Source organism: Streptomyces sp. NPDC018693, from assembly GCF_044391385.1.
Classification (GTDB): Bacteria; Actinomycetota; Actinomycetes; order Streptomycetales; family Streptomycetaceae; genus Streptomyces.
The window spans coordinates 48,641-71,181 of record NZ_JBIRZZ010000016.1 but is presented as its reverse complement, the minus strand read 5'-3'; the positions used below and the strand labels follow the sequence as shown (position 1 = coordinate 71,181).

Sequence of the window (22,541 nt, the reverse complement as noted above, 5' to 3'; positions counted from 1 at the left end):
TCACCGCTCCTCCTCGGGCCCGCAGGAACTGCCGTTCGGCGGCAGGGAGCCGTACATCAGGAAGTCGTTCACCTTGCGGTGCACGCACTTGGAGGACCCGTAACCGGTGTGCCCCTGACCCTTGTTGTCCAGCACCACGGCCGGCGGTCCGAGCCGCTCGGCCGTCTCCACGGTCCAGCGGTACGGCGTCGCCGGATCGCCCCGGGTGCCGACCAGCAGCATCTTCGGCGTGTCGAGGTCCTTGACCTTGTCCCGGATGAAGTCCGTGCCCGCGGGGCGGCCGTAGCACGTCAGCACCTGGGCCAGGCGGTACCGCCCGAACACCGGCGACGCCGCCTCGTACCGGGCGCGCAGCCGGCGCAGCTCCGCGGTGATCCGCTCGGCGCCGGGGCGGTCCGGATCGTCCGCGCAGTTGATCGCCATCAGCGCCGCGGGGAGGTTGTCGAGGGGCACCTCCTCCTCGTCGACCAGCGCGCCCGGGCTCGGCGTGTCCTGCGGCGGCGGCGCGGCGCCGCCCGTGGCGAAGGCCATCACCCCGCTGGCGTCGCCCTCCTCCACGAGCCGGGCCAGGGCCCGCTGCAGGGACGGCCACCACTTCCTGCTGTAGAGCCCCTGCCCGATGGCGCCGACCAGGTCCTGCCCGCTGAACGGCTCACCGAAGCCGGTCGGCAGCGGATCCTCGTCCAGGGAGCGCACCAGCCGTACGACGGCCTCGCGGGCCGTGCGCGGATCCGTCCCGAACGGACACGCGATGTCCTCGGTGCACCAGGTGACGAAGTCGTCCAGCGCCTTCTGCTGCCCCGCCGCCCCCACCAGGCCCTGCTCGGCCAGCGGCTCGGTCAGGGTGTCCACGCCGTCCAGCGCCAGCCGGCCCACCCGGTCGGGAAACTGCGCCGCGTACACCGCGCCGAGCCGGGTGCCGTAGGAGAAACCGAGGTAGTTGAGCTTCCTGTCGCCGAGCGCCGCGCGCATCACGTCGAGGTCGCGGGAGGCGTGCACCGTGCCGATGTACGGCAGCACCGGCCCGGAGTGCTCGACGCACTCGGAGGCCGCCGCCTTCAGCCGTTCCAGCACGGCACGGGGGTCGGAGAGGTCGACCGTCTCCTCGTCGGGCGCGGCGAACGCCTCCTCGCCGTCGCCGCAGCTGACGGGGGAGGAGCGGCCGACCCCGCGCGGGTCGAAGGAGACCACGTCGTAGTGGTCGGTGAGCTCCATGAACTCCTTGCCGCCGTAGGCGAGTTCGGGTACCCCGGGGCCACCGGGCCCGCCGAAGTTCAGCACCACCGAGCCCCGCCGGTCGCCGGTGGCCCGGTAGCGGGCGAGCGCCAGGTCGAGCGTGCCCTTCGTGGGCCGGTTGTAGTCCAGGGGGACGGTCAGCTTCGCGCACTGCAGATCGTCGGGCATCGCCTCGCCCTCGCAGGCCGACCACTGGATCTTCTGGTCGTAGAAGCGGGAGAGCCCGGGCGGTCCGTCGCCGTCCCGGCCCGTGGCCGCCATCGGCAGTCCCGCGCCGAGCAGGGTCAGCGCGGCCGCCGCGGCGCACGCGCAGCGCCGGGGCGCGGTGCGTGTCGACAGCATGGCCAGCATCAGTGCCTCCAGGAGGCGCCCCGCCGTCGCTCGGGAATCGGCGCCCTCGAACACGATAGGGGGCTCGTACCGGGCCCGCCTCTGGACGTGCGGCCGGGCCGACGGCCCTCTACCCTGCGCACCCTCGGTGGCTATTCGACGGTTTTGACACCAGTTCGATGATCATGTCGCTTGATGGGGTGAAGGGCCGGTAGGCCATAACTTGCGTGGTTCGGCCGCGTTTTATCGGTGCGGGCGACTGCCCGCGACCATGTCTGGAAGGCAGGACCTATGAGACGGGTAGCCCGAATCGGGATGATCGCCTGCGCCGCCGCCTCGGGTGCGGTGGCCCTGACGACGCCGGCACACGCCGACGCCTCGACGGACGGATCCGCGACCGGCTCTCCCGGCGCGATCTCAGGGAACAGCGTCCGGCTCCCGGTGAACCTGCCGGTCACCGTCTGCGGAAACACGGCCGACGTGATCGGGGTACTGAACCCCGCCATCGGCACGGCCTGCGCCGACGAGGGGAGGTCCGAGGTCGGCGGCGCCTGGGCGGACACCGAGGCCGCCCACTCACCCGGCCTGGCCTCCGGCAACGGCATCCAGCTCCCCGTCGACCTGCCGGTCGACGTCAGCGGCAACACCGCCGACATCGTGGGCGTGCGAAACCCGGCCACCGGCAACGGGTCCGCGCACACACCCGGCGAGGAACCGCCCATCCCCGCGCCTCCCGCCCCTCGTCCCCCGACAGTCCCCACCGCCGCTCTCCCGAAGGCCGAGCCGGGCCCGGTCTCCCTCCCGGAACCCCGCGCCACCCGCACCCTGGCCCGCACGGGCGCCGACACCGCCCTCCCCGCCCTGCTGGGCAGCACTGCCCTGATCCTGGGCGGCGCGATCCTCTACCGCCGCTTCCGACGTCCGGGACCCTGTTGAGGCCGGGGCCCGATCGCGGCTTCCGGCGCAGCGAACGTGCGGCGGAGCCGGGGCCTGCCCGACTCGGGCCCGACGGCGGAGATGACCCGCGCGATCCTGCCGCACCTGCGCGTGGGACCCGGCGTAATTGCGTTGTCGTGGGGCGGGCCATGGTGCTGGAGTGGCCCGCATGGATCATGCCGCGGTTCTCGCCCTCTACGACCGGGAGATGCGCGAAGGCGCCCGCCCCGACAGCCCCGGCGCCCGCGTCGAGCGAACCGGTGCCGTGGTCCGCCAGGTCGCCCCCGCAGGCGGCTGGAACGGTGTCGTCTGGTCCGGCCTCGACGCGTCCGACGCCGAGGCGGCGATCGCCGAACAGGTCGCCTACTTCACCGGGCTCGGTCTGGAGTTCGAGTGGAAGGTGTACGGCCATGACCGCCCGGCGGACCTGGCCCGGCGGCTGCTGGCGGCCGGCTTCACGGCCGAGCCCGAGGAGACGCTGATGGTCGGCGAGAGCGAGGCCCTGTCCCCGCACGTCGAACCGCCCGAGGGCGTCCGGATCGTCCCCGTGACCGACCGGGCGGGCGTCGATCTGGTGGCCGAGGCGCACCGGAAGGCGTTCGGGAAGGACGCCTCCTGGCTGCGTGAGCTGCTGCTCGACCGCCTGGCCGACGACCCCGGCGCGACCGTCGCCCTCGTCGCGCTGGCCGGGGAGGCGCCGGTCAGCTCCGCGCGGATGGAGCTGGTCCCCGGCGCGCGGTTCGCCGGCCTGTGGGGCGGCGGCACCGTCGACGGCTGGCGCGGCCGGGGCATCTACCGCGCGCTGATCGCCCACCGCGCCCGCGTCGCCGCCGAACGCGGCTACCGCTATCTCCAGGTCGACGCCTCCGACCAGAGCCGCCCCATCCTCGAACGCCTCGGCTTCGCACCGCTGAGCACGACGACGCCCCACATCCATGTGCCGTGAGCACGACGGCAGCCGTATGCCCCTCCCGGTAGGGGCCGTTCGGCCCCATGCGGCCGGGCCGCGGGGACGGCACGCTGATCCTGTGGGGCGCACGTCGCCACCGCCCGAGGGGGATCGCCTCCCGACGTGTCCTGGACTCTCCCGTACGGGACGCACGGTCGAGGCGACGGGCCTGCCGTACGCACGGGGGAACCGTGGCGGCGGGCCCGGCCCCACCGGATGACGCCGACGGCCCGGCGGGCCCGCCGCGTGCGGGCCGACCGGGCCGGATCGCCTGTCCGAGGGGGAGTTACGGCTTCGGCGTGGTCTTCGCCGCCGTGCCGGCGCACATCAGCCCCAGGATCACCGCGAGGGCACCGATGATGATGTTGTTGAGTGCCACGCCGGTGTCCGGGCTGTCGCCCACGACCCACGGTGCGATGATCATCCACACGCCGACGGCGCCCATCGCCCAGCTCAGGCCGTACATGCGCTCCGGAGCCCGGGTGAAGCCGAGGGCGAGCAGACCGATCGCGATGCCGATGATGAGGTTGTGGGTGACCAGCGGGGGCTGGCTGGTCGTGTAGTGGAGTACCCACGGGGACACCGCGCAGTACAGACCGAGCAGGAACACCGGTCCGTCCACGAGTGCCACATCACGACCACCGAGCATGCGGGCGTACCGTTCCCGCATTTCATAGGCGTCAGGGTGAGTCGCCATGTCACCCCTGGTACGCGAGACGTCGGCCATGACTCGTCTCCTTTGACTAGCAGGCCACCGCCGTCTGAAGCGGTGTGCGGCACATACCGCGCATGCTTATTTTGCTCTTATTTCACCTTTATGTGTAGAGGTGGGACAGAAGAGGCGGGTCAGCCGAGCCGCTTGAGCAGCTCGGCCGCGAGCGGGGCCGAGGAGGCCGGGTTCTGGCCGGTGACCAGCGTGCGGTCGACCACCACGTGCGGCGCCCACGCCTCGGCCGGCCGCACCTCCACGCCCGCCTCGGTCAGCCGGTCCTCGAGCAGCCACTTCGCCTTGGCCGCGAGACCGCCCTGGATCTCCTCGGCGTTGGTGAACGCGGCGACCCGATAGCCCGCGAACGCGTGGGAGCCGTCCTCCCGGACCGCCGCCAGCAGGGCGGCGGGGCCGTGGCACACCACGCCGAGCGGCATGCCGGAGGCCAGCGCGTCCACGAGCAGCCGGCCCGAGACGGCGTCGGTGGCGAGGTCCTCCATCGGGCCGTGCCCGCCGGGGTAGAACACGGCCGCGTAGTCGGCGAGGTCCACATCCTCCAGGCGCAGCGGCTGCCGCAGCTCGGTCATCGCGGCGAGCTCCCGCTCGATCCGCTCGGCGCCCTCCGGCCCGCCGTTGACCTCGGCGGCCAGGCTGCCGCGGTCCACGGTCGGCACCACTCCGCCCGGGGTGGCCACGACGACCTCGTGACCGGCGTCCTTGAACGCCCGGTAGGGGGTGACGGCCTCCTCGGCCCAGAAGCCGGTGGGGTGCTTGGTTCCGTCGTTCAGCGTCCAGAAGTCGACGCCGGTCATCACGAAGAGAATCTTGCTCATGCGTCCAAGCTAGGTGCGTCGTCCATAGGCCGCCAATGAGGATTCCAATGGCTGCCATTGGTTTCCTTATGGGTTCCGACGGAATACTGGGGACGGTGGACGGTCACGCGAACCTCGATCTGAACCTGCTGCGCACCTTCCTCGCGGTCTACCGCTCCGGCTCGTTCACCGGAGCGGCGCAGCTGCTCGGCCTGTCGCAGCCCACGGTCACCACGCAGATGCGCACCCTGGAGCGGCAGACCGGCCGCGAGCTGTTCCAGCGGCTGCCGCGCGGTGTCACCCCCACGCCGGTCGCCGACGAACTCGCCGCCCGCGTCGCCGCACCGCTCGACGACCTCGCCGCCGTGGCCGGCCCCGCCCCGGCGACCGGCGGCCGGCGCGCGGACCCCGTGCACCTCGCCGGACCCGCCGAGCTGCTGTGTGTCCGTGTCCTGCCCGCCCTGGCCCCGCTGGTCGCCGAGGGCGTACGGCTGCGGGTGGCCGCCGGCCTCACCGACCCGCTCCTGGCGGAGCTGCGGGCCGGCCGCCACGACCTGGTCATCGCCACCACCCGCCCGCGCGGGCGCGCGCTGGTCGCGACGCCGCTGATGGACGAGGAGTTCGTGCTGGTCGCCGCACCCGTGTGGGCCGAGCGAACAGCCGGCCGGCCTGCCGAGGACGTGGCCGCCGCCCTGCACTCCGTCCCGCTGGTCACCTACGCGGAGGACCTGCCGATCGCCCGGCGCTACTGGCGGCACGTCTTCGGCCGGCGGCTGTCCTGCCCGGCCGCCGTGACCGTGCCCGACCTGCGCGGCGTGCGGTCGGCGCTGGTCGCGGGCGCCGGCTTCGGTGTGCTGCCGCGCTATCTCTGCCTCGACGAACTGGCCACCGGCGGGCTCGTCGCGCTGTACGAGCCGGAGGACCCGCCGATCAACACGGGCTTCCTGGTCCAGCGCCCGGGCACCGCCGACAACCCGGACGTGTCCCGCGTCCGGGACCTGCTGCTGCGAACCGCCCGCACCTGGTGACACCGCCGCCCGCAGGGCTAAGCTGTCTGATTATTCAAAAAATTGAGTATGGGGACGGCAGGGGGACTGGACCGGCATGCACGGCACCGACATCCGCTACACGCGCTACGTGGCCCTCGGCGACAGCCAGACGGAAGGGCTCGGCGACGGCGACGACCGCACCGGACCGCGCGGCTGGGCCGACCGCCTCGCCGAACACCTCGCCCGGCACGACCCCGCTGTGCGGTACGCCAACCTGGCCGTCCGCGGCCGGCTCGCCGGCCAGGTCCACGCCGAGCAACTCGCCCCCGCCCTCGCCCTGCGCCCCGACCTGGCCACCGTCGTCGCCGGAGTCAACGACCTGCTGCGCCCGCGCTTCGACGCCGACGAGGTCGCCGCCCACCTGGAGGCCGTCTTCGCCGCGCTGACCGCACAGGGCGCCCGGGTCGCCACGCTCACCTTCCCCGACCTCGGTTGCGTCACCCCGCTCGCCCGCCCCCTCACACCCCGCGTCACCGCGCTCAACGCCCGCATCAGGGACGCCGCCCAGCGGCACGGGGTCGTCGTCGCCGAGACCGCCCACCACCCCGTCGTCACCGACCGGCGCCTGTGGAGCGCCGACCGGCTGCACGCCGGGCCGCTCGGCCACGCGCGCATCGCCGCGGCCGTCGCGCACGCCCTGGCCCTCCCCGGCAGCGACGACTCCTGGTCCCACCCCCTGCCCACCCCGGACCACCCCGCGCCGACCGGATGGCGCGCCGGCCTGGCCGAGGCCCGCTGGGCCGCGTCCTTCCTCGGTCCCTGGCTCGGCCGCCGCCTGCTCGGCCGCTCCTCCGGCGACGGCCGCACCGCCAAGCGCCCCGAGCCGCTCCCCGTACTCCCCCCGGAACACACCCCCGCCACTCCGGGCCCAGGGCCCGCCGCAACCGGCTGAATGCGACATGTCCGAGCCGATCCGGGGCACGCGGAACCACAGGAGCGCCGCCGGAGCGGGCCGGCGGCCCGGGACAGGGGAGGTGGCGGCCGCCATGCGCACGGAGGTGGTGGAGCGTTTCCCGGCAGGGGCTCCGCGCGGTTCCTGGCCGGCGGAGGAGTACGCGGCGGCACTGCGCGCCGAGGGCCTGCGCGCGACCGTGGTGATGGACCTGAAGCAGGACGCCTTCCTCGTCGTCGTCGCGGTGCGCGACGACGAGTGACCCCCGCGCCGCTCGGCCGGTCAGCCGCCGCCGAGCGCCTCCAGATGGGCCCGGCGCGACAGCGGGGTCTGCCCCTGCACCAGCAGGAACAGGCCCTCGCGGGCGAGACGCTGGGCCTTGCTCGTCAGCGCCAGCGAGCGGCCGCCGCCCGCCACCACCGCAGCCGTGGTCGCCGCCGCCAGCACCTCGTACGCCCGGATGCGCAGCGCCAGCCGCTCCGCCCGGTGCTCCGCCGGGTCCGGGGCGTCGGCCAGGGCGTAGGCACGGTCGCGGACCTCGGCCAGACGGGCCCGCAGCGGGGCCGCCGACTCCTCGCCCACCAGCGCCAGGGCCGCCTCGGCGACCCCGAACACCGCGGGCGAGGCGTTCACCCACTTCTCCCGGTCCGCCGCCGCCCACCGCTCGTACGGGGCGCGCAACGCCACCGCCTCCTCCGGCAGCCACAACCCGTCCAGCTCCAGCGACACCGTGCGGGCCGCGGTGAGCGCCGCCAGCCGCATCGGCTCCGACGCCCGCAGCCCCGGCTGCTCCCGCGCCTGAGTGAAGGCGAACAGCGCCTCGTCCTCGGTGGTCACCCCGGCCAGCAGCAGTACGTCGTTCAGGCCCCACCCCGTGTACCAGGGGACCGTGCCGTCGAAGCGCCGGCCACCGCGCTCCCTCGTGACACGCACCGGGACACGCGGATGGGCGCGCAGATGGGCGTACGCCACCCCGGACAGCAGCTCGCCACGGGCCAGCGGGCCCAGCAGCCGCTCCCGTACCGGACCCTCGCCCGTCATCAGTGTCTGCACCGGCGTGTGGTGCTGGGTCTGCACGAACCAGGTCGAACAGCACGCCCCGGCGAGGATCTCCGCCGTCTCCCGGGCCACGGAGGCCGGTGCCTCCGCCCCGCCGTACGCGCGTGGTGCGCCCACCCCGAGCAGCCCCGACCGTTTCACCTCCGCGATGTGGCCGGCCGGCACCCCCTCCGCGTCGACGCGTTCGGCGTGCGGTGCCAGCAACTCGTCGGCGAGTCTTCGCGCCCGGGTGACGAGCGGATGCGGCGGGGGCGGCGTGGCCGGTGCGGCGGCGTCGGATGCGCTCATGGACGAGATTTTTCCTCCCGCGAGGCGTGCGGTGTCGATCCGCGGGTGTGCCGTTCGTGTAGGAGGTGGAAGAACCCCCACGACGCCAAGGAGGACGTCATGACGCACTACCTGCTCAGCGTGGTCCAGCCGACCGGCGGGCAGCCGCCTCCCCCCGACGAGCTCGCCGCGATCATGCGCGACGTCGAAGCCTTCAACCAGGAACTGCGCGACGCCGGGGCCTGGGTCTTCTCCGGCGGGCTGGCAGGCCCGGAGACGGCCACCATGCTCCGCCCGCAGGACGGCGACGTACTCGTCACCGACGGCCCGTACGCCGAGGGCAAGGAGTACCTCGGCGGCCTGTGCCTGATCGAGGCGCCCGACCTGGACGCGGCCCTGGAGTGGGGCAGGAAGGCCGCCCTGGCCACCACCCTGCCCATCGAGGTGCGGCCCTTCGCGTCCGAGCACTGACATGGCCGGCGCCCCCGACGTGGCGGCCGTCTTCCGCGCGGAGTACGGCCGGGCCGTCGCCGTCCTCGTCCGCTTCCTCGGCGACATCGACCTCGCCGAGGAAGCGGTCCAGGACGCCTTCACCACGGCCGTGGCGCGCTGGCCGCGGACCGGGGTGCCACCCAGCCCGGCCGGCTGGATCATCACCACCGCCCGCAACCGGGCCGTCGACCGGCTGCGCCGGGAGGCCGGCCGCGACGCACGGCACGCCCAGGCCGCCCTGCTCCAGGCGCCCGGCGAACCGGCCGAGGAGGGCCCCGTGCACGACGACCGGCTCCGGCTGATCTTCACCTGCTGCCACCCCGCCCTCGCCCCCCAGGCCCGGGTCGCCCTCACCCTGCGCCTGCTCGGCGGGCTCACCACCGCTCAGATCGCCCGCGCGTTCCTGGTGCCCGAGCCGACCATGGCCCAGCGTCTGGTCCGGGCCAAGGCCAAGATCCGGGACGCGCGGATCCCGTACCGTGTGCCGCGCGACGCAGACCTGCCGGACCGGCTGAACGGTGTGCTCGCCGTCGTCTACCTGATCTTCAACGAGGGCTGCTCGGGCAGCCCCGAGCTGTGCGCCGAGGCCGTACGCCTCGGCCGGCTCCTCGCCGAGCTGATGCCGGACGAACCCGAGGTCGCCGGACTGCTCGCACTGATGCTGCTGACCGAGTCGCGCCGGCCCGCCCGGGAGGACGCCGACGGCACACTCGTACCGCTGCCCGAGCAGGACCGCACCCGCTGGGACCGTGAGCTGATCGCCGAAGGACAGGCGCTCGTCCGCGGCTGCCTGCGCCGGGGGCGGCCCGGGCCTTACCAGATCCAGGCCGCCGTCAACGCCGTCCACAGCGACGCCCCGACCCCGGGTGCCACCGACTGGGGCCAGATCCTGCGCCTGTACGACCAGTTGATGGCCGTCGCCCCGAGCCCGGTCGTCGCCCTCAACCGGGCCGTCGCCGTCGCCGAGGTCGACGGCCCGCAGGACGCCCTCGACCTCGTGGACACGCTCGCCCTCGACCGCTACCACGTCTTCCACGCGGTCCGCGCCGACCTGCTGCGCCGCCTCGGCCGCCGCGCGGAGGCCGCCCAGGCGTACGACGCGGCCCTCGCCCTCGTCGAGAGCCCGCCGACGCGTGCCTTCCTCGAACGCCGGCGCGCTGGGCTCACACGCCGGGCGCCAGACGGCCCCTCCTCGCGGGTCTGAGCGGCCTCAAGGAAGCGGGCAGGAGTGGGCGCAAGTGGTGCGCCAAGCGACCGCAAAGCCACGGCAGTTAGTCCGGAACGGCACCGGTGTTAGTCCGGAACGACTCACTCCGTAGTCCTAATCGACCAAATCCACCGGGCATTCGAACCCGGCATGCACGAAACGGCCCGGCCGGACGCTGTGGAGGCAGAAGGTGTAACCGTCGCCTTCCGGGGCCCCTGAGCCCCGACCAGCCAGCGGAGAGGACCGAAGGGTCCGTGAACGACCAGTTCCTACAGCCAGCCCGCGACGTGGCGCTGTCCCTGCTCGCCCTGCGGGTCTTCGGACCCGGCCTCGTCCACCTCGCCCGCCGGGTCGCCGCCGCCCTCGTACGGGTGGGCGTCCGGGAGATGGACCACCGACTGCCGGGAGGCGACCGGTGACCCAGGAGGAGTCGAAACTGAGCCCCGCCGGACGCTCACGGGCACCGGAGAAACTGCCGTTGGACTTCGCCGCGTTCCACCAGATGCACCGGCCGCGCTATGTCCGCGAGGCCGAACGCTGCCTCGGCTGCCGCGCGGACGCCGAGGAGGCCGTCGACGAGGCGTTCGTCCAGCTGGCCCGCGAGTGGCAGCAGACACTCAGCACCGAGAACCCCGCCGCGTACGCCTGGCGGGTGGTGAAGAACCGGGTCATCGACCACGCCCGGGCCCGCGGCCGGCGCGCCACCCTCATGGACACGGCGGTCTTCGAGACGGTCACCCTGCAGGGCGCCGAGGACGCCTTCGAGGTGATCGAGCAGAACCTGCGGCTGTTCCGCGCCATATCCGACCTGCCCGAGCGCCAGCGCGACGTCATCCGGCTGCGCTACTGCGAGGGCTACAGCACCGCCGAGGTGGCGTTCCACCTCGGCATCACCGAGGCGGGAGTGCGCTCCACCGAGCGCTACGCCAAACGCCGGCTGGACAGGATCTATACGTCGTACGCCGAGGAGGAGGCGGAGCGTTCATGACCTACGACACCGTGAGCGACGTGGACGCCCTGCTCGCCGGGGCCCGGCTGAAGCCCACCGCCCCCTACACCCGCTCGGACATCGAGGCCGCCGAAGCCCGCATCGCCGCCCGGGTCGCCGCCGACGCCGACGCACCCCCTGCGGACGAGAACCCCCCGCCGGTCCGCCGGCCCGCGCAGGTCCACCCGGCGGCCCGCGACCTGCGGGCACTGTGCGAGGCGCTGCTGACCCGCCCCGGTGCCCTGGACGGCATCGGCACCTTCCTCGGCAGCTCCCTGCCGGAGCCGTCCGGCGCCCGCGTCCTCGGCGGGCTCCTCCATCTCGCCGGCTGCGAGGACAGCGCCCGCTTCTGGTGGCAGTACGGCGCCGGCGGCTCCGACACCGTCTCCTCGTACTGCCTCTACCTCCACCACCGCTCCCTCGGTGAGGACGAGGAGGCCGACTGGTGGCTGCGCCACACGGAGATCACCCCCGCCACCCTGAGCAGAGAGGCCACCGAGCTGGAGATAGAGACGGCCCTGCATGTGCTGCGCGGGCTGCGGCGCGGCGGACGGGGCCTGCCCCAGGCGCTGCGGTCACTGGTCGAGTACGTACCCGCCGTGATCGGCTTCGTCGACGACGACCTGGAGCTGCCCCTGCCCGACGGCGATCTCGCCGACCTCCTCTACGAGGTCTGCGGACGCGGCGCGGCCCCCGCCGGGGAGCACCACCGCACCCGCACCGCCGCTCTGCCCGAGCGCAAGGAACCGGGCGTGCACACCGTCTCCGCCGCCTCCCCGCGCACTCCTCGCCAGTGGAGCCGCGACGTCCGCGAGGCGCTGCGCAAGTGCGAGGAGACGGTGGCCTGCTGACCGACCGCCCGTCCGAGGGGCCGTGCGGGACCGCGGAGGACCTGCGGCGGCTGGAGGCGGTGCATCTGGCGGCAGGTCAGCCCGTGTAACCGGTCACCGGGTAGTGGTCGGAGAGGTTGGTGTACGTGTAGTCGGCGCCCCAACTGGACACCGTCCAGGGCGCCGACTCCTCCTGGACGACCTCGTTCTTCCACACCGCCGGCCGGGCGTGGCCCGCGCGGTGCAGCACGAAGTCGAGATCCTCGCGCGGGTCGTTCGGATACCGGTACCGGGCGATGGAGTTCTCCCGTGTGTCGAAGGAGTACGGGTACCCGGTGCGCGCGTCGGCGCCGACCAGGCCGGCGTCGGCGAGCATCGAGGCGTACTCGGGCGTGCGCGAGTCGACATTGAGGTCACCGGCGACCAGCACCTGCTCGCCCGCCGGAATGCCCTTGGCGTCAAGGAAGGCGTCGACGGCCCGGAACTGCCGGCTGCGCATCGCCGCGGCCTCACCGGCGCCGCACCCCGGGTCGGTGGACTGCGCGTGCGTGCCGACCACATGCACCTTGGCGCCGTTCACGTTCAACACCACATACGCGAAGCCCTTGTTGGACCACCAGTCGGCGCCGCAGGCGTCCTTGAAGACGTACTGCTCCCTGCGCAGGACCGGCCATTTGCTGAGGATCGTCACACCTCCGTCCTCCGGCGTCACCGACGAGTACGCCCCGCCGGTCGCGTCCCAGCCGTCCCGGCTCCGCCCCACGACGGGCGTCTGGTACGGGTACTCGGCGGCCGCCGCACGCTTCAGCGCGTCCGAGGACGAGTTGTCGAACGCCTCCTGCAGCACCACCACGTCGTTCCCCCGGAAGAAGGGTGCCTTCACGATCTCCGCGGCCCGGTGGTCCTGCCCCCAGTTCGGGTACAGGCTCTTGCTCATCAGAAACACGTTGTACGACAACACCCGCACCGCCGGCGCCGGTTCGGCGGCCTCGGCGGGTGCGGCGCCGGCGAACGGCACGGCGGACAGCGCAAGGGCGAGCGCGACGGCGCCCCGGGTGCGGCGCGGTGCGGCGAGCGGCACTGGATCTCCCTGAGGGTGGAGGGGGTTGAGTGGCGCCGGACATGAAACCACCGGGGATTACCGCCAGGTAACCCCCGTGCCGCTTGGAATGATCCGTTCCGCGAAGATCGGTCGGCGCGCGCCGCCTCAGACCATCCACACCCCGTCCCGCATCAGGTGCCGACGCGGCAGCCCCCGCTCCTCGCACCACGCCTGCACCTCCCGCGGGCGGACCCGGAAGTACGCGTACGACGCGCCACCGCCCCGTCGCGGATCCCAGCCCGTCCGTACCGCGAACGCCTCGGCGATGCTCTCCGGCACGTCCCGCAGCGCGTACGTGTCGACCTCGCCGTCGACCAGTACGACGTCCCGGGTGTCCCCGAGGGCCAGGCGCGCCCGGCGCCCGTCGCTCAGATTGCGGCCGGTGGGGTTGGTGAGACGCGTGGACAGCCACAGGCACTCGCCGTCCCAGAGGAACGACAGCGCGACCAAGCAGGGCGTCCCGTCACCGTCCGCCGTGGCCACCCAGGCGTCGACCTCCCGCTCCAGCCGGCCCAGCACATCCTTCTTGCGCGCCTCGGGCACGTCCCGCGACCGCTCACCGATCCCCATGCCCGCGACCGTAGCCGCGCCCCCGCACGCCCCACCTCGGCCGCGCGCAGAGGAACCGCTCGGTCCTTGGCCCTAGGACCCCGTCCCTGGCCGCGAAGCTGGAGCGGTCAGCAGAGGTGGACAGCCGGGCGCCCCGGACGTCGGCCTCGTCGTGGACGCGATCCCGGTCAGCGGGTCACGGCGTGGGCGCACCAGCCCGGCGCGCCCACTTGCGAGGGGCTGCGGCCCGGGTGCCGAGCTTCCCGGCCGGCCGCTTGATGAACGTGCCGCCGTGCCCACCGGGCTCGGGCGCCGTGATGGGCGCCAGGCCCGGAAGGGCGCTCTCCATGGCCTGGAGGGGACGTTCGGCCCTCCGGGTGACTGGCGCGTAGCAGGTTTTACGTATAACCTCTCCCGCTAATCAGCCCTCCCGAAAGGCCACGATGAGACGCGTCGCCCTGGTCACCCTCGTCGTCGACGACTACGACGAGGCGATCCGCTTCTACACCGAGGCCCTCGGATTCCGCCTCCTGGAGGACACCCCGCGTCCGGACGGCTCCCGCTGGGTCGTCGTCCAGGCCGGTGAGGGCAGCGGGCTGCTGCTCGCCCGCGCCAGGGGGGACGCCCAGCGGGCCCGTGTCGGCGACCAGACCGGCGGACGCGTCGGGTTCTTCCTGCACACCGACGACTTCGCCCGCGACCACGCCCGGATGCTGGCCGCCGGCGTGACCTTCCTGGAGGAGCCGCGTCACGAGCCCTACGGCTCGGTCGCCGTCTTCCAGGACCTCTACGGCAACCGCTGGGACCTGCTCCAGCCAGTCGGCTGATCCTCCCTCCCGACGCCCCGAACCACCCCGCTCAAGGAAAGACCCCGCCATGACTGCTACGCGCGTAGACACCGATCTGATCCGCCGCCTCCCCAAGGCCGTCCTGCACGACCACCTCGACGGCGGCCTGCGCCCCGCGACCGTCGTCGAGCTGGCGGAGGAGGTCGGCCACACCCTGCCCACCACCGACCCGGACGAGCTGGCCGCCTGGTACTTCGAGGCCGCCAACTCCGGCGACCTGGTCCGCTACATCGCCACCTTCGAGCACACCCTCGCCGTGATGCAGACCCGCGAGGGCCTGCTGCGCACCGCCGAGGAGTACGTCCTCGACCTGGCCGCCGACGGTGTCGTGTACGGCGAGGTGCGCTACGCCCCCGAGCTGAACACCAACGGCGGGCTGAGCCTCGCCGAGGTCGTCGAGACCGTCCAGGAGGGCCTCGCCGCCGGCATGGCGAAGGCCGCGGCCGCCGGTACTCCCGTGCGGGTCGGCACGCTGCTGTGCGGGATGCGGATGTTCGACCGCGTCCGTGAGGCGGCCGACCTGGCCGTGGCGTTCCGGGACGCCGGTGTCGTCGGCTTCGACATCGCCGGTGCCGAGGCGGGCTTCCCCGCCGCCGACCACCTCGACGCCTTCGAGCACCTGCGCCGCGAGAACGTGCCGTTCACCATCCACGCCGGCGAGGCCGACGGCCTGTCCAGCATCCACCAGGCCCTGCAGATCTGCGGCGCCCAGCGCCTCGGCCACGGTGTGCGCATCACCGACGACATCCCCGACCTCGCGGCCGGCAAGCTCGGCCGCCTCGCCGGGTGGGTGCGCGACCGCCGGGTCGCGCTGGAGATGTGCCCCACCTCCAACCTCCAGACCGGCGCCGCCACCTCCATAGCCGAGCACCCGATCACCGCGCTCAAGGACCTCGGCTTCCGTGTCACCCTCAACACCGACAACCGTCTGGTGTCGGGCACGACGATGACCCGGGAGATGTCCCTGCTGGTCGAGGAGGCCGGCTGGACCGTCGAGGACCTGCGCACCGTCACGGTGAACGCGGTGAAGAGCGCCTTCATCCCGTTCGACGAGCGCAAGGCCCTCATCGAGGACGTCGTCCTGCCGGGCTACGCCGCCGCGCTCTGAAGCAGCCCACGCACATAGGCCGCCTGTCCGACGTGCTGCAGATCGTCGGACAGGACGCTCACCAGCCGTACGCCCAGGCTGACCGGCGGGTCCCAGCGCTCGTCCACGATGCGTTCGAGGTCCGCCGCGGTCACCGCGCGCAGCTGCTGGAGCGTCTGCGCGTGCACGGCGTCGTAGTAGCCGGTCAGCAGGTCCGGTGAGTCGACCCGTACCTTCGCGACCTTCGCCGCGCTGTGCCCGTACCCGGTGTCACGGCGCGGCAGGTCCAGGCCGAACCTCTTCTCCCAGTCCCGCGTGAGCCACACCTGCTCCAGGTCGAACGCGTCGGCGATGTGGTCGTCCTGCACTCGGGTGAGGTGCCAGATCAGCCACGCGACGGAGTTGGTCTCGGCGGTCGGGCGGGCGTTGAGGTCGTCGGTGTCGAGGCCCTCGACGGCCGCGTGGACTTCTTCCCGGATGCGGCCGTAGCCGTCGATGAGGATGTCCTTCGCATGCATACGACCACCATCGCGCAGTCGGCGCCTACGCGCTCCCGATCTCCAGGAGCGTCATCAGCGCCCGCGCCGCCGGGCTGGTCGACTGCGGGGGCGGGAGCAGGGCGACCGTCTCGTAGGCCGCCTCGCCGGCGCCCTTGAGGGGGAGCGCGGTGAGCGCCTCCCGCTTGTGCCGGAAGTGGCGGGGGACGACCGCGATGCCGAGGTTCTCGTCGATCAGGTCCAGCAGGCTGTGCACGTCGTTGGCCTCCAGGGCCACCGTGCGCCGCGCCCCCGCAGCGGCGAACGCGGCGTCGGTCGCCCGGCGCGGACCCCAGTCGGGGTGGAAGTCGACGAACACCTCGCCCGCGATGTCCTGCGGGGTGAGCGCGGCCGCCGCACCGGCGAGCCGGTGATCCGGGTGGCACAGCACGTACATCGGCTCGGCGGCCAGCGGCACCGAGCGCAGCTGGTCGGTGTCCTCCTGGGTGCGGTAGGCGAAGGCCAGGTCGAGCCGCCCGGCCGCGACCTCCTCCGCCAGCGTGCCCGAGCCGTGCTGCCGCAGCCGGATCTCCACGTCCGGATGGAGCCGGCGGAACGCGGCGAGCAGCCGGGGCGGATGCACCCCGGCGATGCACTGCTCGGCGCCCAGCGCCAGCGTCCCGCGCAGCACGCCCTGCACCGCCGCCACCGCCTCGTGCGCCGCCCGGACCTGCGCCAGGACGCGCTCGGCCTCGCCCAGCAGGGCACGCCCGGCCTCGGTCAGCGTCACCCGGCGGGTGGTGCGCACGAACAGCGGCGCCCGCAGCTCCCGCTCCAGCGCCCGGATCGACGCGGACAGACCGGACTGGGAGACCATCAGACGTTCGGCCGCCCGGGTGAAGTGCTGGTCCTCGGCGACCGCGACGAAGTGCTGGAGATGGCGGAGTTCCATGATTGAGAAGCGTAACCGCTGAATCTCATCGGATTCTCCTGTTGGACCACTGTCCGCAGGTCAGGCAAGAGTGGGTGCATGTCGTACACCGCACACCCCGACCGTTACGCCGACATGCCCTACCGGCGCTCCGGACGCAGCGGCCTGAAACTCCCCGCGCTGTCGCTCGGACTGTGGCACAACTTCGGCCCGGACCGGCCGGTCGAGACTCAGCGCGCCATTCTGCGCCGCGCCTTCGACCTCGGCGTCACGCACTTCGACCTGGCCAACAACTACGGCCCGCCGCCCGGCGCCGCCGAGTCGGCGCTGGGCGAGTTCCTCAAGGCGGACTTCGGCCGCTACCGCGACGAGCTGATCATCTCCACCAAGGCCGGCTATCTGATGTGGCCCGGCCCGTACGGCGAGTGGGGCTCCCGCAAGTACCTGCTGTCGTCCCTGGACCAGAGCCTGGCCCGGATGGGCCTGGACTACGTCGACATCTTCTACTCGCACCGCCCCGACCCGGACACTCCGCTGGAGGAGACGATGGGCGCCCTGCACTCGGCCGTGCAGCAGGGCAAGGCGCTGTACGTCGGCGTCTCCAACTACTCGGCCGAGCAGACCCGCGAGGCCGCCCGCATCCTGGGCGAGCTGGGCACCCCGCTGCTGATCCACCAGCCGCGCTACTCGATGCTGGACCGCCGCCCGGAGACCGGGGGCCTGCTCGACGCGCTGGACGAGCTGCAGGTCGGCTCGATCGTCTTCTCCCCGCTGGAGCAGGGTCTGCTGACCTCCCGCTACCTCGACGGCATCCCCGAGGACTCGCGGGCCGCGAGCGACAGCCCCTTCCTGCACTCCGACGCGGTCACCGGGGAGCTGGTGGCCAAGCTGCGCGCCCTCGACGAGATCGCCAAGGGCCGCGGGCAGTCGCTGGCCCAGATGGCGCTCGCCTGGGTGCTGCGCGGCGGCCGGGTGACCTCCGCCCTGGTGGGTGCGAGCAGCGCCCGGCAGATCGAGGACAGCGTCGGCGCGCTGGACAACCTCGGTTTCGCGGCGGGTGAGCTGGCCCGTATCGACGCCGTGATCAACGGCTGAGCCGCTCGGTCAGCCGGACCCGGTCGCCCTCCTCCTTGCCGATCGCCCCACTTCACCACGCGCGTTCATGATCTCCTCCGCTCACGCCGGTCCTGCCGGGTGGCCCGGCGAGGGCGGCGGAACTCATCGCGGCGCCTCCCCCCGACGTGCCCATGGCGATGACCTCGCGGGTCATGACACCGGACCTGGCGCCCCGCCACATTTCGGCCAGCGGCGGCGCGGAATATGCCAGGAGAGTGGCCGGAAAGTCGTGGTGACAGTGATTTAGAAGTGAACATACTCGAACGTCAGGGGCAGTTCACCACCCGAGAGCCGCATGGAAAGCGAGGCCCAGGCGCAAGCGATCGACGGGGGAGTGAGGCGTGCACGACGAATTCCTGTGCCATGTCACCGCGTACGGCATCTGCGACGGCCGGCGGATCGGCGTACCGCTCGGCACCTATCGGGCGCCCACGCTGGCGCTGGCCCTGTGGTGGCTGCGCGACCGGGCCTCCTGGATCGCCGAACGGCTGGATCCGCAGCCCGAGAGCGCCCGGTATCCGGCGGGCGCGCTGGTGCCGGTCGCCGAGACCGTGCCCGACGTGCCCCGGATCCTGCGCTCCTGGTGCGCGGACGTGGAACAGCAGGAACTGGTCGCCGACGAACTGGCCGGCGGACGGCTGGTGCGGATCGCCGCCAGCGACGAGACCACCGAGTACGAGCTGCTCGCCGAGTCCGTCGACGCGCTGCGGATGCAGCGCACCATCCCCGCACTGGTGGTGCCGGTCGGCTGACCCCGCGCCCCGACAGGGCGCACATCCGGACCAATCGATAGAATTCCGGCATGGCGGAGCGGCAGGTCGCCTCGACAGCGCCCGAACTCGTCCTGGAGACCGAGACGGGCGCCACGGTGATGACCCCGAGCCACGCCTACCACGTCGGACGCGACCCGCTCAGCGACATCGTCCTCGACGACACCCGCGTCTCCTGGCACCACGCGGTGCTGCGCCCCGAGGGCGACCACTGGACCCTGAAGGACGAGCACAGCACCAACGGCACCTACACCGACGGCCACCGCGTCCACGAGTGGGACGTCGGCCCCGGCAGCGTGATCCGCTTCGGCAACCCCGCCGACGGTCCCCGCGCCGTCCTCGTCGGCCGCCCGCCGCCCGCCCCGGAACGCCCCTCCGCGGTGCAGATGCCCGCACAGACCGGCACCTTCCGGCAGCCCACCGCCGTCCGCCCGCTGCCCACCCGCACCGTGCGCATCGGCCGCGCCGCCGACAACGACCTCGTCATCGAGGACCTCGTGGTCTCCCGCCACCACGCCGAGCTGCGCGCCCTGCCCGACGGGGGATACGAGATCGCCGACCTCGGCAGCCACAACGGCACCTACCTCAACGGCCGCCCCGTCGTCCGCGCGCCCCTCGCCCCCGGCGACATCCTCGGCATCGGCCACTCAGCGTTCTGCCTGGTCGGCGACCAGTTGCAGGAGTACGTCGACACCGGCGACATCTCCCTCGACGTCCAGGACCTCACCGTCGCCGTCGACCACGGCCGCAAGACCCTCCTGGACCACGTCTCCTTCCCGGTGGGGGAGAAGTGCCTGCTCGCCGTCGTCGGACCGAGCGGCGCCGGCAAGTCCACCCTCCTCAACGCCCTGACCGGGCAGCGCCCCGCCGACCACGGCACGGTCGTCTACGACGGCCGCGACCTCTACCGCGAGTACGCCGAACTGCGCCAGCGCATCGGCCTCGTCCCCCAGGACGACATCCTGCACGCCCAGCTCACCGTGCGCGCCGCCCTCGCCTACGCCGCCGAGCTGCGCTTCCCGCAGGACACCGCCCGGGCCGAGCGCCGCGCCCGGGTCGAGGAGGTCATCCGCGAACTGGGCCTGGAGCAGCGCGCCGACCAGCCCGTGCACAGCCTCTCCGGCGGCCAGCGCAAACGGGTCAGCGTCGCCCTGGAGCTGCTGACCAAACCGTCGCTGCTCTTCCTCGACGAGCCGACCTCCGGCCTCGACCCCGGCATGGACCGCTCGGTGATGCACATGCTGCGCGGCCTCGCCGACGACGGCCGCACCGTCATCGTCGTCACCCACAGCGTCCTCAGCCTCGACGTGTGCGACCGGCTCCTGGTGCTCGCCCCCGGCGGGCGGATCGCCTACTACGGCCCGCCCGACGAGGCCCTCGCCTTCTTCGGCTACACCCAGTGGCCCGAGGCGTTCGAGGCGTTCGAACGGGACGGCGACCGCGACTGGGCGGGCCAGTACCGCACCTCGCGGCTGCACCGGCAGTACGTCGTCGACTCCACCGCCCAGCCCCGGCTGCCCCGCGAGGGCCCGGTGATCATGCCGCCCCCGCGCCGGCCGCGCAGCCGCCGCGCCCAGCTCGGCACCCTGGTGCGCCGCTACGCGGCCGCCCTGAGCGCCGACCGCACCTTCCTCGCCATCATGATCGCCCTGCCGTTCGTGATGGGCGCCATGGCCCGCGCCCTGGCGGGCGGCGAACTCAACCGGCGCACCGCGCTGAACGCCCTGCTGATCCTGTGCGTCGGCGGCGTCCTCACCGGCGCCGCCAACGCCGTGCGCGAGCTGGTGAAGGAGCGGCCGATCTACCGGCGGGAGCGCGCCGTCGGACTGTCCAGAACGGCGTACCTGATGTCGAAGGTGGTGGTGCTCGGCACGGTGACGGTCGTCCAGGCGGTCGTCCTCAGCCTGGTCGGCCTGCTCGGTGTCGACCTCAACGCACCCGGCGGCCAGGGCGTGCTGATGCCGCCGCTGATCGAGATCACCCTCGTCGTCGCCCTGCTGGCCTTCACCGCGATGATGCTCGGCCTGGTGGTCTCCGCCCTGGTCAGCAAGGAGGAGGTCACGATGCCGCTGCTGGTGCTGCTCGCCATCGTCCAGGTGGTGTTCTGCGGCGCCCTGCTGGAGCTGCACGGTGTGGTCGTACTGGAACAGCTGGCCTGGCTGGTGCCCTCCCGCTGGGCGCTCGCCGCCATGGCCGGCACCCTCGACCTGGCCCGGATCTCGCCCGGGGACCTGACCGCCGACCCGCTGTTCGAGCACTCGGCCGGAGTGTGGCTGCTCGACGTGGGCATGCTCCTCGTGCTCTCGGTGGTCTTCGGCTGGACCGTCTCCCGGCTGCTGCGCCGGCACGAGCCGGCCATCATGCGGAAGTAGGACCGCCATGACGATCCCGGCCTTCCGGCCCACACACGTCGTCCCCGGGCACGGCATGCCCGCCTGGGAGGCCCCCGACCCCGCCCGGCCCACCGTGCCCCTCGACCCGCTGCTGCCCGTCCGGCTCGTCGAGGAGCGCGGCGACTGGGGGCATGTGCTGTGCGCCAACGGCTGGTCGGCCTGGGTCGACGGCCGCCTCCTGGTCGCCGTACCGCAGGACCCGCCCACCGTCGACGGCGGCCCGCTCACCCGCACCGCCGACCCCCGCCCCCTGCTCGCCCGCGTCGAACGCGTGCTGGCCGGCTACCGGGCGGCCGTCGAGGACCTCGCGTCCGGCGCGCTCGACGGCGAGACCTTCCGCCGCCGCACCGAGGGCCTGCGGACCGGGGTGGTCGTCGACGGAGAGTCCCTGTGGCTGTACGACACCGAGCACGGACGGTGGGTCTACGCCGACGGCACCCGGCTGAGCACCTACGCCACGGACGACGAACCCCGCGCCACCGCACCGCCCGGACACGCCCCGACCCAGGTCGTGACCCCCGATGGCCCATGAGAGCAGCCTCTTCTCCGATCGCCCCTCCGAGCTGATCGGCCGCACGGTGGCCGGCTACCGCATCGAACGCGAGATCGGCCGCGGTGGCATGGCCGTCGTCTACCGTGCCCGCGACCTGCGTCTGGAACGCACGGTCGCGCTCAAGCTGCTCGCCCCCGAACTCGCCCGCAACGACACCTTCCGGCAGCGCTTCACCCATGAGTCCCGGGCGGCCGCCGCCATCGACCACCCGCACATCGTGCCGGTCTACGAGGCGGGCGAGACCGACGGCATCCTCTACATCGCCATGCGCTACGTCGCCGGCAGCGACCTGCGCCACCTCCTGGACCGGCAGGGCCCGCTGGCGCCCGCCGCGGCCCTGCGCATCGCCGCCCAGGTCGCCTCCGCACTCGACGCGGCGCACGAGCACGGGCTGGTCCACCGGGACGTGAAGCCGGGCAACATCCTGATCGCCCGCGGCACCGACACCGACCACCCCGAGCACGCCTACCTCACCGACTTCGGTCTGACGAAGAAGTCCCTGTCGCTGACCGGCTTCACCACCGTCGGCCAGTTCGTCGGCACCCTCGACTACGTCGCCCCCGAGCAGATCTCCGGCAAGCCGGTCGACGCGCGCTGCGACGTCTACGGCTTCGCCTGCGTCGTCCACGAGATCCTCGCCGGGCAGCCGCCGTTCCGCCGCGACGACGACATGGCCCTGCTGTGGGCCCACCAGTACGACGAGCCGCCGCCCCTGACGAAGGCGCGCCCGGACCTCGACCCGCACGTCGACGCCGTGTTCGCCAGGGCGCTGGCCAAGGCCCCCGACGACCGCCACGACTCCTGCCTCGCCTTCGTCGCCGACCTGCGCGCCGCCGTGGCCGGGGGCGGCACGGCGACCGGTCACCCGCCGACCGAGGTGGACCTCAGGGTCGTGGATCCGCTGAGAGACCCGCCGAAGCCGCCGCCGCGCTGGGCGGAGCCGATGTTCCGTCGGTGACT

The 22,541-nt window shown here is 73.2% G+C and carries 26 protein-coding genes; 17 read left to right on the top strand and 9 right to left on the bottom strand.

The window, feature by feature from the left end; genetic code table 11:
* On the bottom strand, positions 1-1,587 hold the full coding sequence (locus tag ACH5AC_RS31465; protein ID WP_398865648.1) for an alpha/beta hydrolase: 1,587 nt from the start codon (positions 1,585-1,587) through the stop codon (positions 1-3).
* 294 nt (positions 1,588-1,881) lie between these two features.
* Between ACH5AC_RS31465 and ACH5AC_RS31460 the strand changes: the two genes are divergently transcribed.
* Positions 1,882-2,502, top strand: a complete 621-nt coding sequence (locus ACH5AC_RS31460; protein WP_398865647.1) for a chaplin — start codon at positions 1,882-1,884, stop codon at positions 2,500-2,502.
* 169 nt (positions 2,503-2,671) lie between these two features.
* Positions 2,672-3,448, top strand: a complete 777-nt coding sequence (locus ACH5AC_RS31455; RefSeq protein WP_398865646.1) for a GNAT family N-acetyltransferase — start codon at positions 2,672-2,674, stop codon at positions 3,446-3,448.
* 289 nt (positions 3,449-3,737) lie between these two features.
* Here the strand turns inward: ACH5AC_RS31455 and ACH5AC_RS31450 are convergent, their stop codons facing one another.
* Together ACH5AC_RS31450 and ACH5AC_RS31445 are read right to left on the bottom strand one after the other, a co-directional pair.
* Positions 3,738-4,178, bottom strand: coding sequence for an SPW repeat protein (locus ACH5AC_RS31450; RefSeq protein ID WP_398865645.1), 441 nt, complete (start codon positions 4,176-4,178; stop codon positions 3,738-3,740).
* 119 nt (positions 4,179-4,297) lie between these two features.
* A complete protein-coding gene (locus ACH5AC_RS31445) occupies positions 4,298-4,993 on the bottom strand; it encodes a type 1 glutamine amidotransferase domain-containing protein (RefSeq protein WP_398865644.1) in 696 nt (231 codons plus the stop codon).
* A gap of 68 nt (positions 4,994-5,061) precedes the next feature.
* On the opposite strand from ACH5AC_RS31445, the gene ACH5AC_RS31440 reads away from it, so the two are divergent.
* From ACH5AC_RS31440 to ACH5AC_RS31430, 3 genes are all read left to right on the top strand, one after another.
* Positions 5,062-6,000 (top strand): LysR family transcriptional regulator, encoded by a 939-nt coding sequence (locus ACH5AC_RS31440; protein WP_398865706.1) that lies wholly within the window; start codon positions 5,062-5,064, stop codon positions 5,998-6,000.
* A 76-nt stretch (positions 6,001-6,076) separates the two neighbouring features.
* A complete protein-coding gene (locus ACH5AC_RS31435) occupies positions 6,077-6,913 on the top strand; it encodes an SGNH/GDSL hydrolase family protein (protein WP_398865643.1) in 837 nt (278 codons plus the stop codon).
* Positions 6,914-7,007: 94 nt separating this feature from the next.
* A complete protein-coding gene (locus ACH5AC_RS31430; RefSeq protein WP_398865642.1) occupies positions 7,008-7,175 on the top strand; it encodes a hypothetical protein in 168 nt (55 codons plus the stop codon).
* A 20-nt stretch (positions 7,176-7,195) separates the two neighbouring features.
* Here ACH5AC_RS31430 and ACH5AC_RS31425 read toward each other — a convergent pair whose 3' ends face one another.
* Positions 7,196-8,260 (bottom strand): acyl-CoA dehydrogenase family protein, encoded by a 1,065-nt coding sequence (locus ACH5AC_RS31425; RefSeq protein ID WP_398865641.1) that lies wholly within the window; start codon positions 8,258-8,260, stop codon positions 7,196-7,198.
* A 99-nt stretch (positions 8,261-8,359) separates the two neighbouring features.
* On the opposite strand from ACH5AC_RS31425, the gene ACH5AC_RS31420 reads away from it, so the two are divergent.
* The 5 genes from ACH5AC_RS31420 (at position 8,360) to ACH5AC_RS31400 (ending at position 11,777) form a co-directional block, all read left to right on the top strand.
* On the top strand, positions 8,360-8,710 hold the full coding sequence (locus tag ACH5AC_RS31420; protein ID WP_398865640.1) for a YciI family protein: 351 nt from the start codon (positions 8,360-8,362) through the stop codon (positions 8,708-8,710).
* Position 8,711: 1 nt separating this feature from the next.
* Entirely contained in the window at positions 8,712-9,935 is a 1,224-nt protein-coding gene (locus ACH5AC_RS31415; RefSeq protein WP_398865639.1) for an RNA polymerase sigma factor, read from the top strand.
* 257 nt (positions 9,936-10,192) lie between these two features.
* Positions 10,193-10,357 carry a hypothetical protein gene (locus ACH5AC_RS31410; protein ID WP_398865638.1) on the top strand — a complete coding sequence of 55 codons (165 nt, stop codon included), beginning with the start codon at positions 10,193-10,195 and terminating at the stop codon, positions 10,355-10,357.
* Positions 10,354-10,926: a sigma-70 family RNA polymerase sigma factor gene (locus ACH5AC_RS31405; RefSeq protein ID WP_398865636.1), complete on the top strand. Its 573-nt coding sequence runs from the start codon at positions 10,354-10,356 to the stop codon at positions 10,924-10,926. Before ACH5AC_RS31410 ends, ACH5AC_RS31405 begins: the two co-directional genes overlap by 4 nt.
* Complete coding sequence (locus tag ACH5AC_RS31400) at positions 10,923-11,777, top strand: hypothetical protein (protein ID WP_398865635.1); 855 nt, start codon at positions 10,923-10,925, stop codon at positions 11,775-11,777. The genes ACH5AC_RS31405 and ACH5AC_RS31400 overlap by 4 nt, the downstream gene beginning before the upstream one ends.
* Positions 11,778-11,853: 76 nt before the next feature.
* On the opposite strand, the gene sph is transcribed toward ACH5AC_RS31400, so the two are convergent.
* The 3 genes from sph to ACH5AC_RS31385 form a co-directional block, all read right to left on the bottom strand.
* Positions 11,854-12,837, bottom strand: a complete 984-nt coding sequence (gene sph, locus ACH5AC_RS31395; RefSeq protein WP_398865634.1) for a sphingomyelin phosphodiesterase — start codon at positions 12,835-12,837, stop codon at positions 11,854-11,856.
* Positions 12,838-12,963: 126 nt separating this feature from the next.
* On the bottom strand, positions 12,964-13,428 hold the full coding sequence (locus ACH5AC_RS31390) for a pyridoxamine 5'-phosphate oxidase family protein (protein ID WP_398865633.1): 465 nt from the start codon (positions 13,426-13,428) through the stop codon (positions 12,964-12,966).
* A gap of 175 nt (positions 13,429-13,603) precedes the next feature.
* The gene (locus ACH5AC_RS31385; RefSeq protein WP_398865632.1) at positions 13,604-13,756 is read right to left on the bottom strand and encodes a hypothetical protein; all 153 of its coding nucleotides are present in this window, start codon (positions 13,754-13,756) and stop codon (positions 13,604-13,606) included.
* 94 nt (positions 13,757-13,850) lie between these two features.
* Between ACH5AC_RS31385 and ACH5AC_RS31380 the strand changes: the two genes are divergently transcribed.
* Positions 13,851-14,234: a VOC family protein gene (locus ACH5AC_RS31380; protein WP_398865631.1), complete on the top strand. Its 384-nt coding sequence runs from the start codon at positions 13,851-13,853 to the stop codon at positions 14,232-14,234.
* A gap of 49 nt (positions 14,235-14,283) precedes the next feature.
* Complete coding sequence (locus tag ACH5AC_RS31375; protein WP_398865630.1) at positions 14,284-15,363, top strand: adenosine deaminase; 1,080 nt, start codon at positions 14,284-14,286, stop codon at positions 15,361-15,363.
* Here ACH5AC_RS31375 and ACH5AC_RS31370 read toward each other — a convergent pair.
* Together ACH5AC_RS31370 and ACH5AC_RS31365 are read right to left on the bottom strand one after the other, a co-directional pair.
* A complete protein-coding gene (locus ACH5AC_RS31370) occupies positions 15,345-15,860 on the bottom strand; it encodes a DUF664 domain-containing protein (RefSeq protein WP_398865629.1) in 516 nt (171 codons plus the stop codon). The genes ACH5AC_RS31375 and ACH5AC_RS31370 overlap by 19 nt on opposite strands.
* 25 nt (positions 15,861-15,885) lie before the next feature.
* A complete protein-coding gene (locus ACH5AC_RS31365; RefSeq protein ID WP_398865628.1) occupies positions 15,886-16,770 on the bottom strand; it encodes a LysR family transcriptional regulator in 885 nt (294 codons plus the stop codon).
* 78 nt (positions 16,771-16,848) lie between these two features.
* On the opposite strand from ACH5AC_RS31365, the gene mgrA reads away from it, so the two are divergent.
* The 5 genes from mgrA (at position 16,849) to ACH5AC_RS31340 (ending at position 22,539) form a co-directional block, all read left to right on the top strand.
* Positions 16,849-17,844 (top strand): L-glyceraldehyde 3-phosphate reductase, encoded by a 996-nt coding sequence (gene mgrA / locus ACH5AC_RS31360; protein ID WP_398865627.1) that lies wholly within the window; start codon positions 16,849-16,851, stop codon positions 17,842-17,844.
* Between the two features lie 362 nt (positions 17,845-18,206).
* Positions 18,207-18,617 (top strand): hypothetical protein, encoded by a 411-nt coding sequence (locus tag ACH5AC_RS31355; RefSeq protein ID WP_398865626.1) that lies wholly within the window; start codon positions 18,207-18,209, stop codon positions 18,615-18,617.
* Between the two features lie 50 nt (positions 18,618-18,667).
* The gene (locus ACH5AC_RS31350; RefSeq protein WP_398865625.1) at positions 18,668-21,007 is read left to right on the top strand and encodes an FHA domain-containing protein; all 2,340 of its coding nucleotides are present in this window, start codon (positions 18,668-18,670) and stop codon (positions 21,005-21,007) included.
* Between the two features lie 7 nt (positions 21,008-21,014).
* Positions 21,015-21,560 carry a hypothetical protein gene (locus tag ACH5AC_RS31345; RefSeq protein WP_398865624.1) on the top strand — a complete coding sequence of 182 codons (546 nt, stop codon included), beginning with the start codon at positions 21,015-21,017 and terminating at the stop codon, positions 21,558-21,560.
* Positions 21,550-22,539 carry a serine/threonine-protein kinase gene (locus ACH5AC_RS31340; protein WP_398865623.1) on the top strand — a complete coding sequence of 330 codons (990 nt, stop codon included), beginning with the start codon at positions 21,550-21,552 and terminating at the stop codon, positions 22,537-22,539. Before ACH5AC_RS31345 ends, ACH5AC_RS31340 begins: the two co-directional genes overlap by 11 nt.
* Positions 22,540-22,541: the final 2 nt, after the last annotated feature.

Bases quoted from the DNA above. Each gene is read 5' to 3' on its own strand.
- ACH5AC_RS31465 (WP_398865648.1), bottom strand. From the start codon at position 1,587: ATGCTGGCCATGCTGTCGACACGCACCGCGCCCCGGCGCTGCGCGTGC.
- ACH5AC_RS31460 (WP_398865647.1), top strand. From the start codon at position 1,882: ATGATCGCCTGCGCCGCCGCCTCGGGTGCGGTGGCCCTGACGACGCCG.
- ACH5AC_RS31455 (WP_398865646.1), top strand. From the start codon at position 2,672: ATGGATCATGCCGCGGTTCTCGCCCTCTACGACCGGGAGATGCGCGAA.
- ACH5AC_RS31450 (WP_398865645.1), bottom strand. From the start codon at position 4,178: ATGGCCGACGTCTCGCGTACCAGGGGTGACATGGCGACTCACCCTGAC.
- ACH5AC_RS31445 (WP_398865644.1), bottom strand. From the start codon at position 4,993: ATGAGCAAGATTCTCTTCGTGATGACCGGCGTCGACTTCTGGACGCTG.
- ACH5AC_RS31440 (WP_398865706.1), top strand. From the start codon at position 5,062: ATGGGTTCCGACGGAATACTGGGGACGGTGGACGGTCACGCGAACCTC.
- ACH5AC_RS31435 (WP_398865643.1), top strand. From the start codon at position 6,077: ATGCACGGCACCGACATCCGCTACACGCGCTACGTGGCCCTCGGCGAC.
- ACH5AC_RS31430 (WP_398865642.1), top strand. From the start codon at position 7,008: ATGCGCACGGAGGTGGTGGAGCGTTTCCCGGCAGGGGCTCCGCGCGGT.
- ACH5AC_RS31425 (WP_398865641.1), bottom strand. From the start codon at position 8,260: ATGAGCGCATCCGACGCCGCCGCACCGGCCACGCCGCCCCCGCCGCAT.
- ACH5AC_RS31420 (WP_398865640.1), top strand. From the start codon at position 8,360: ATGACGCACTACCTGCTCAGCGTGGTCCAGCCGACCGGCGGGCAGCCG.
- ACH5AC_RS31415 (WP_398865639.1), top strand. From the start codon at position 8,712: ATGGCCGGCGCCCCCGACGTGGCGGCCGTCTTCCGCGCGGAGTACGGC.
- ACH5AC_RS31400 (WP_398865635.1), top strand. From the start codon at position 10,923: ATGACCTACGACACCGTGAGCGACGTGGACGCCCTGCTCGCCGGGGCC.
- ACH5AC_RS31390 (WP_398865633.1), bottom strand. From the start codon at position 13,428: ATGGGGATCGGTGAGCGGTCGCGGGACGTGCCCGAGGCGCGCAAGAAG.
- ACH5AC_RS31385 (WP_398865632.1), bottom strand. From the start codon at position 13,756: ATGGAGAGCGCCCTTCCGGGCCTGGCGCCCATCACGGCGCCCGAGCCC.
- ACH5AC_RS31380 (WP_398865631.1), top strand. From the start codon at position 13,851: ATGAGACGCGTCGCCCTGGTCACCCTCGTCGTCGACGACTACGACGAG.
- ACH5AC_RS31375 (WP_398865630.1), top strand. From the start codon at position 14,284: ATGACTGCTACGCGCGTAGACACCGATCTGATCCGCCGCCTCCCCAAG.
- ACH5AC_RS31370 (WP_398865629.1), bottom strand. From the start codon at position 15,860: ATGCATGCGAAGGACATCCTCATCGACGGCTACGGCCGCATCCGGGAA.
- ACH5AC_RS31365 (WP_398865628.1), bottom strand. From the start codon at position 16,770: ATGGAACTCCGCCATCTCCAGCACTTCGTCGCGGTCGCCGAGGACCAG.
- mgrA (WP_398865627.1), top strand. From the start codon at position 16,849: ATGTCGTACACCGCACACCCCGACCGTTACGCCGACATGCCCTACCGG.
- ACH5AC_RS31350 (WP_398865625.1), top strand. From the start codon at position 18,668: ATGGCGGAGCGGCAGGTCGCCTCGACAGCGCCCGAACTCGTCCTGGAG.
- ACH5AC_RS31345 (WP_398865624.1), top strand. From the start codon at position 21,015: ATGACGATCCCGGCCTTCCGGCCCACACACGTCGTCCCCGGGCACGGC.
- ACH5AC_RS31340 (WP_398865623.1), top strand. From the start codon at position 21,550: ATGGCCCATGAGAGCAGCCTCTTCTCCGATCGCCCCTCCGAGCTGATC.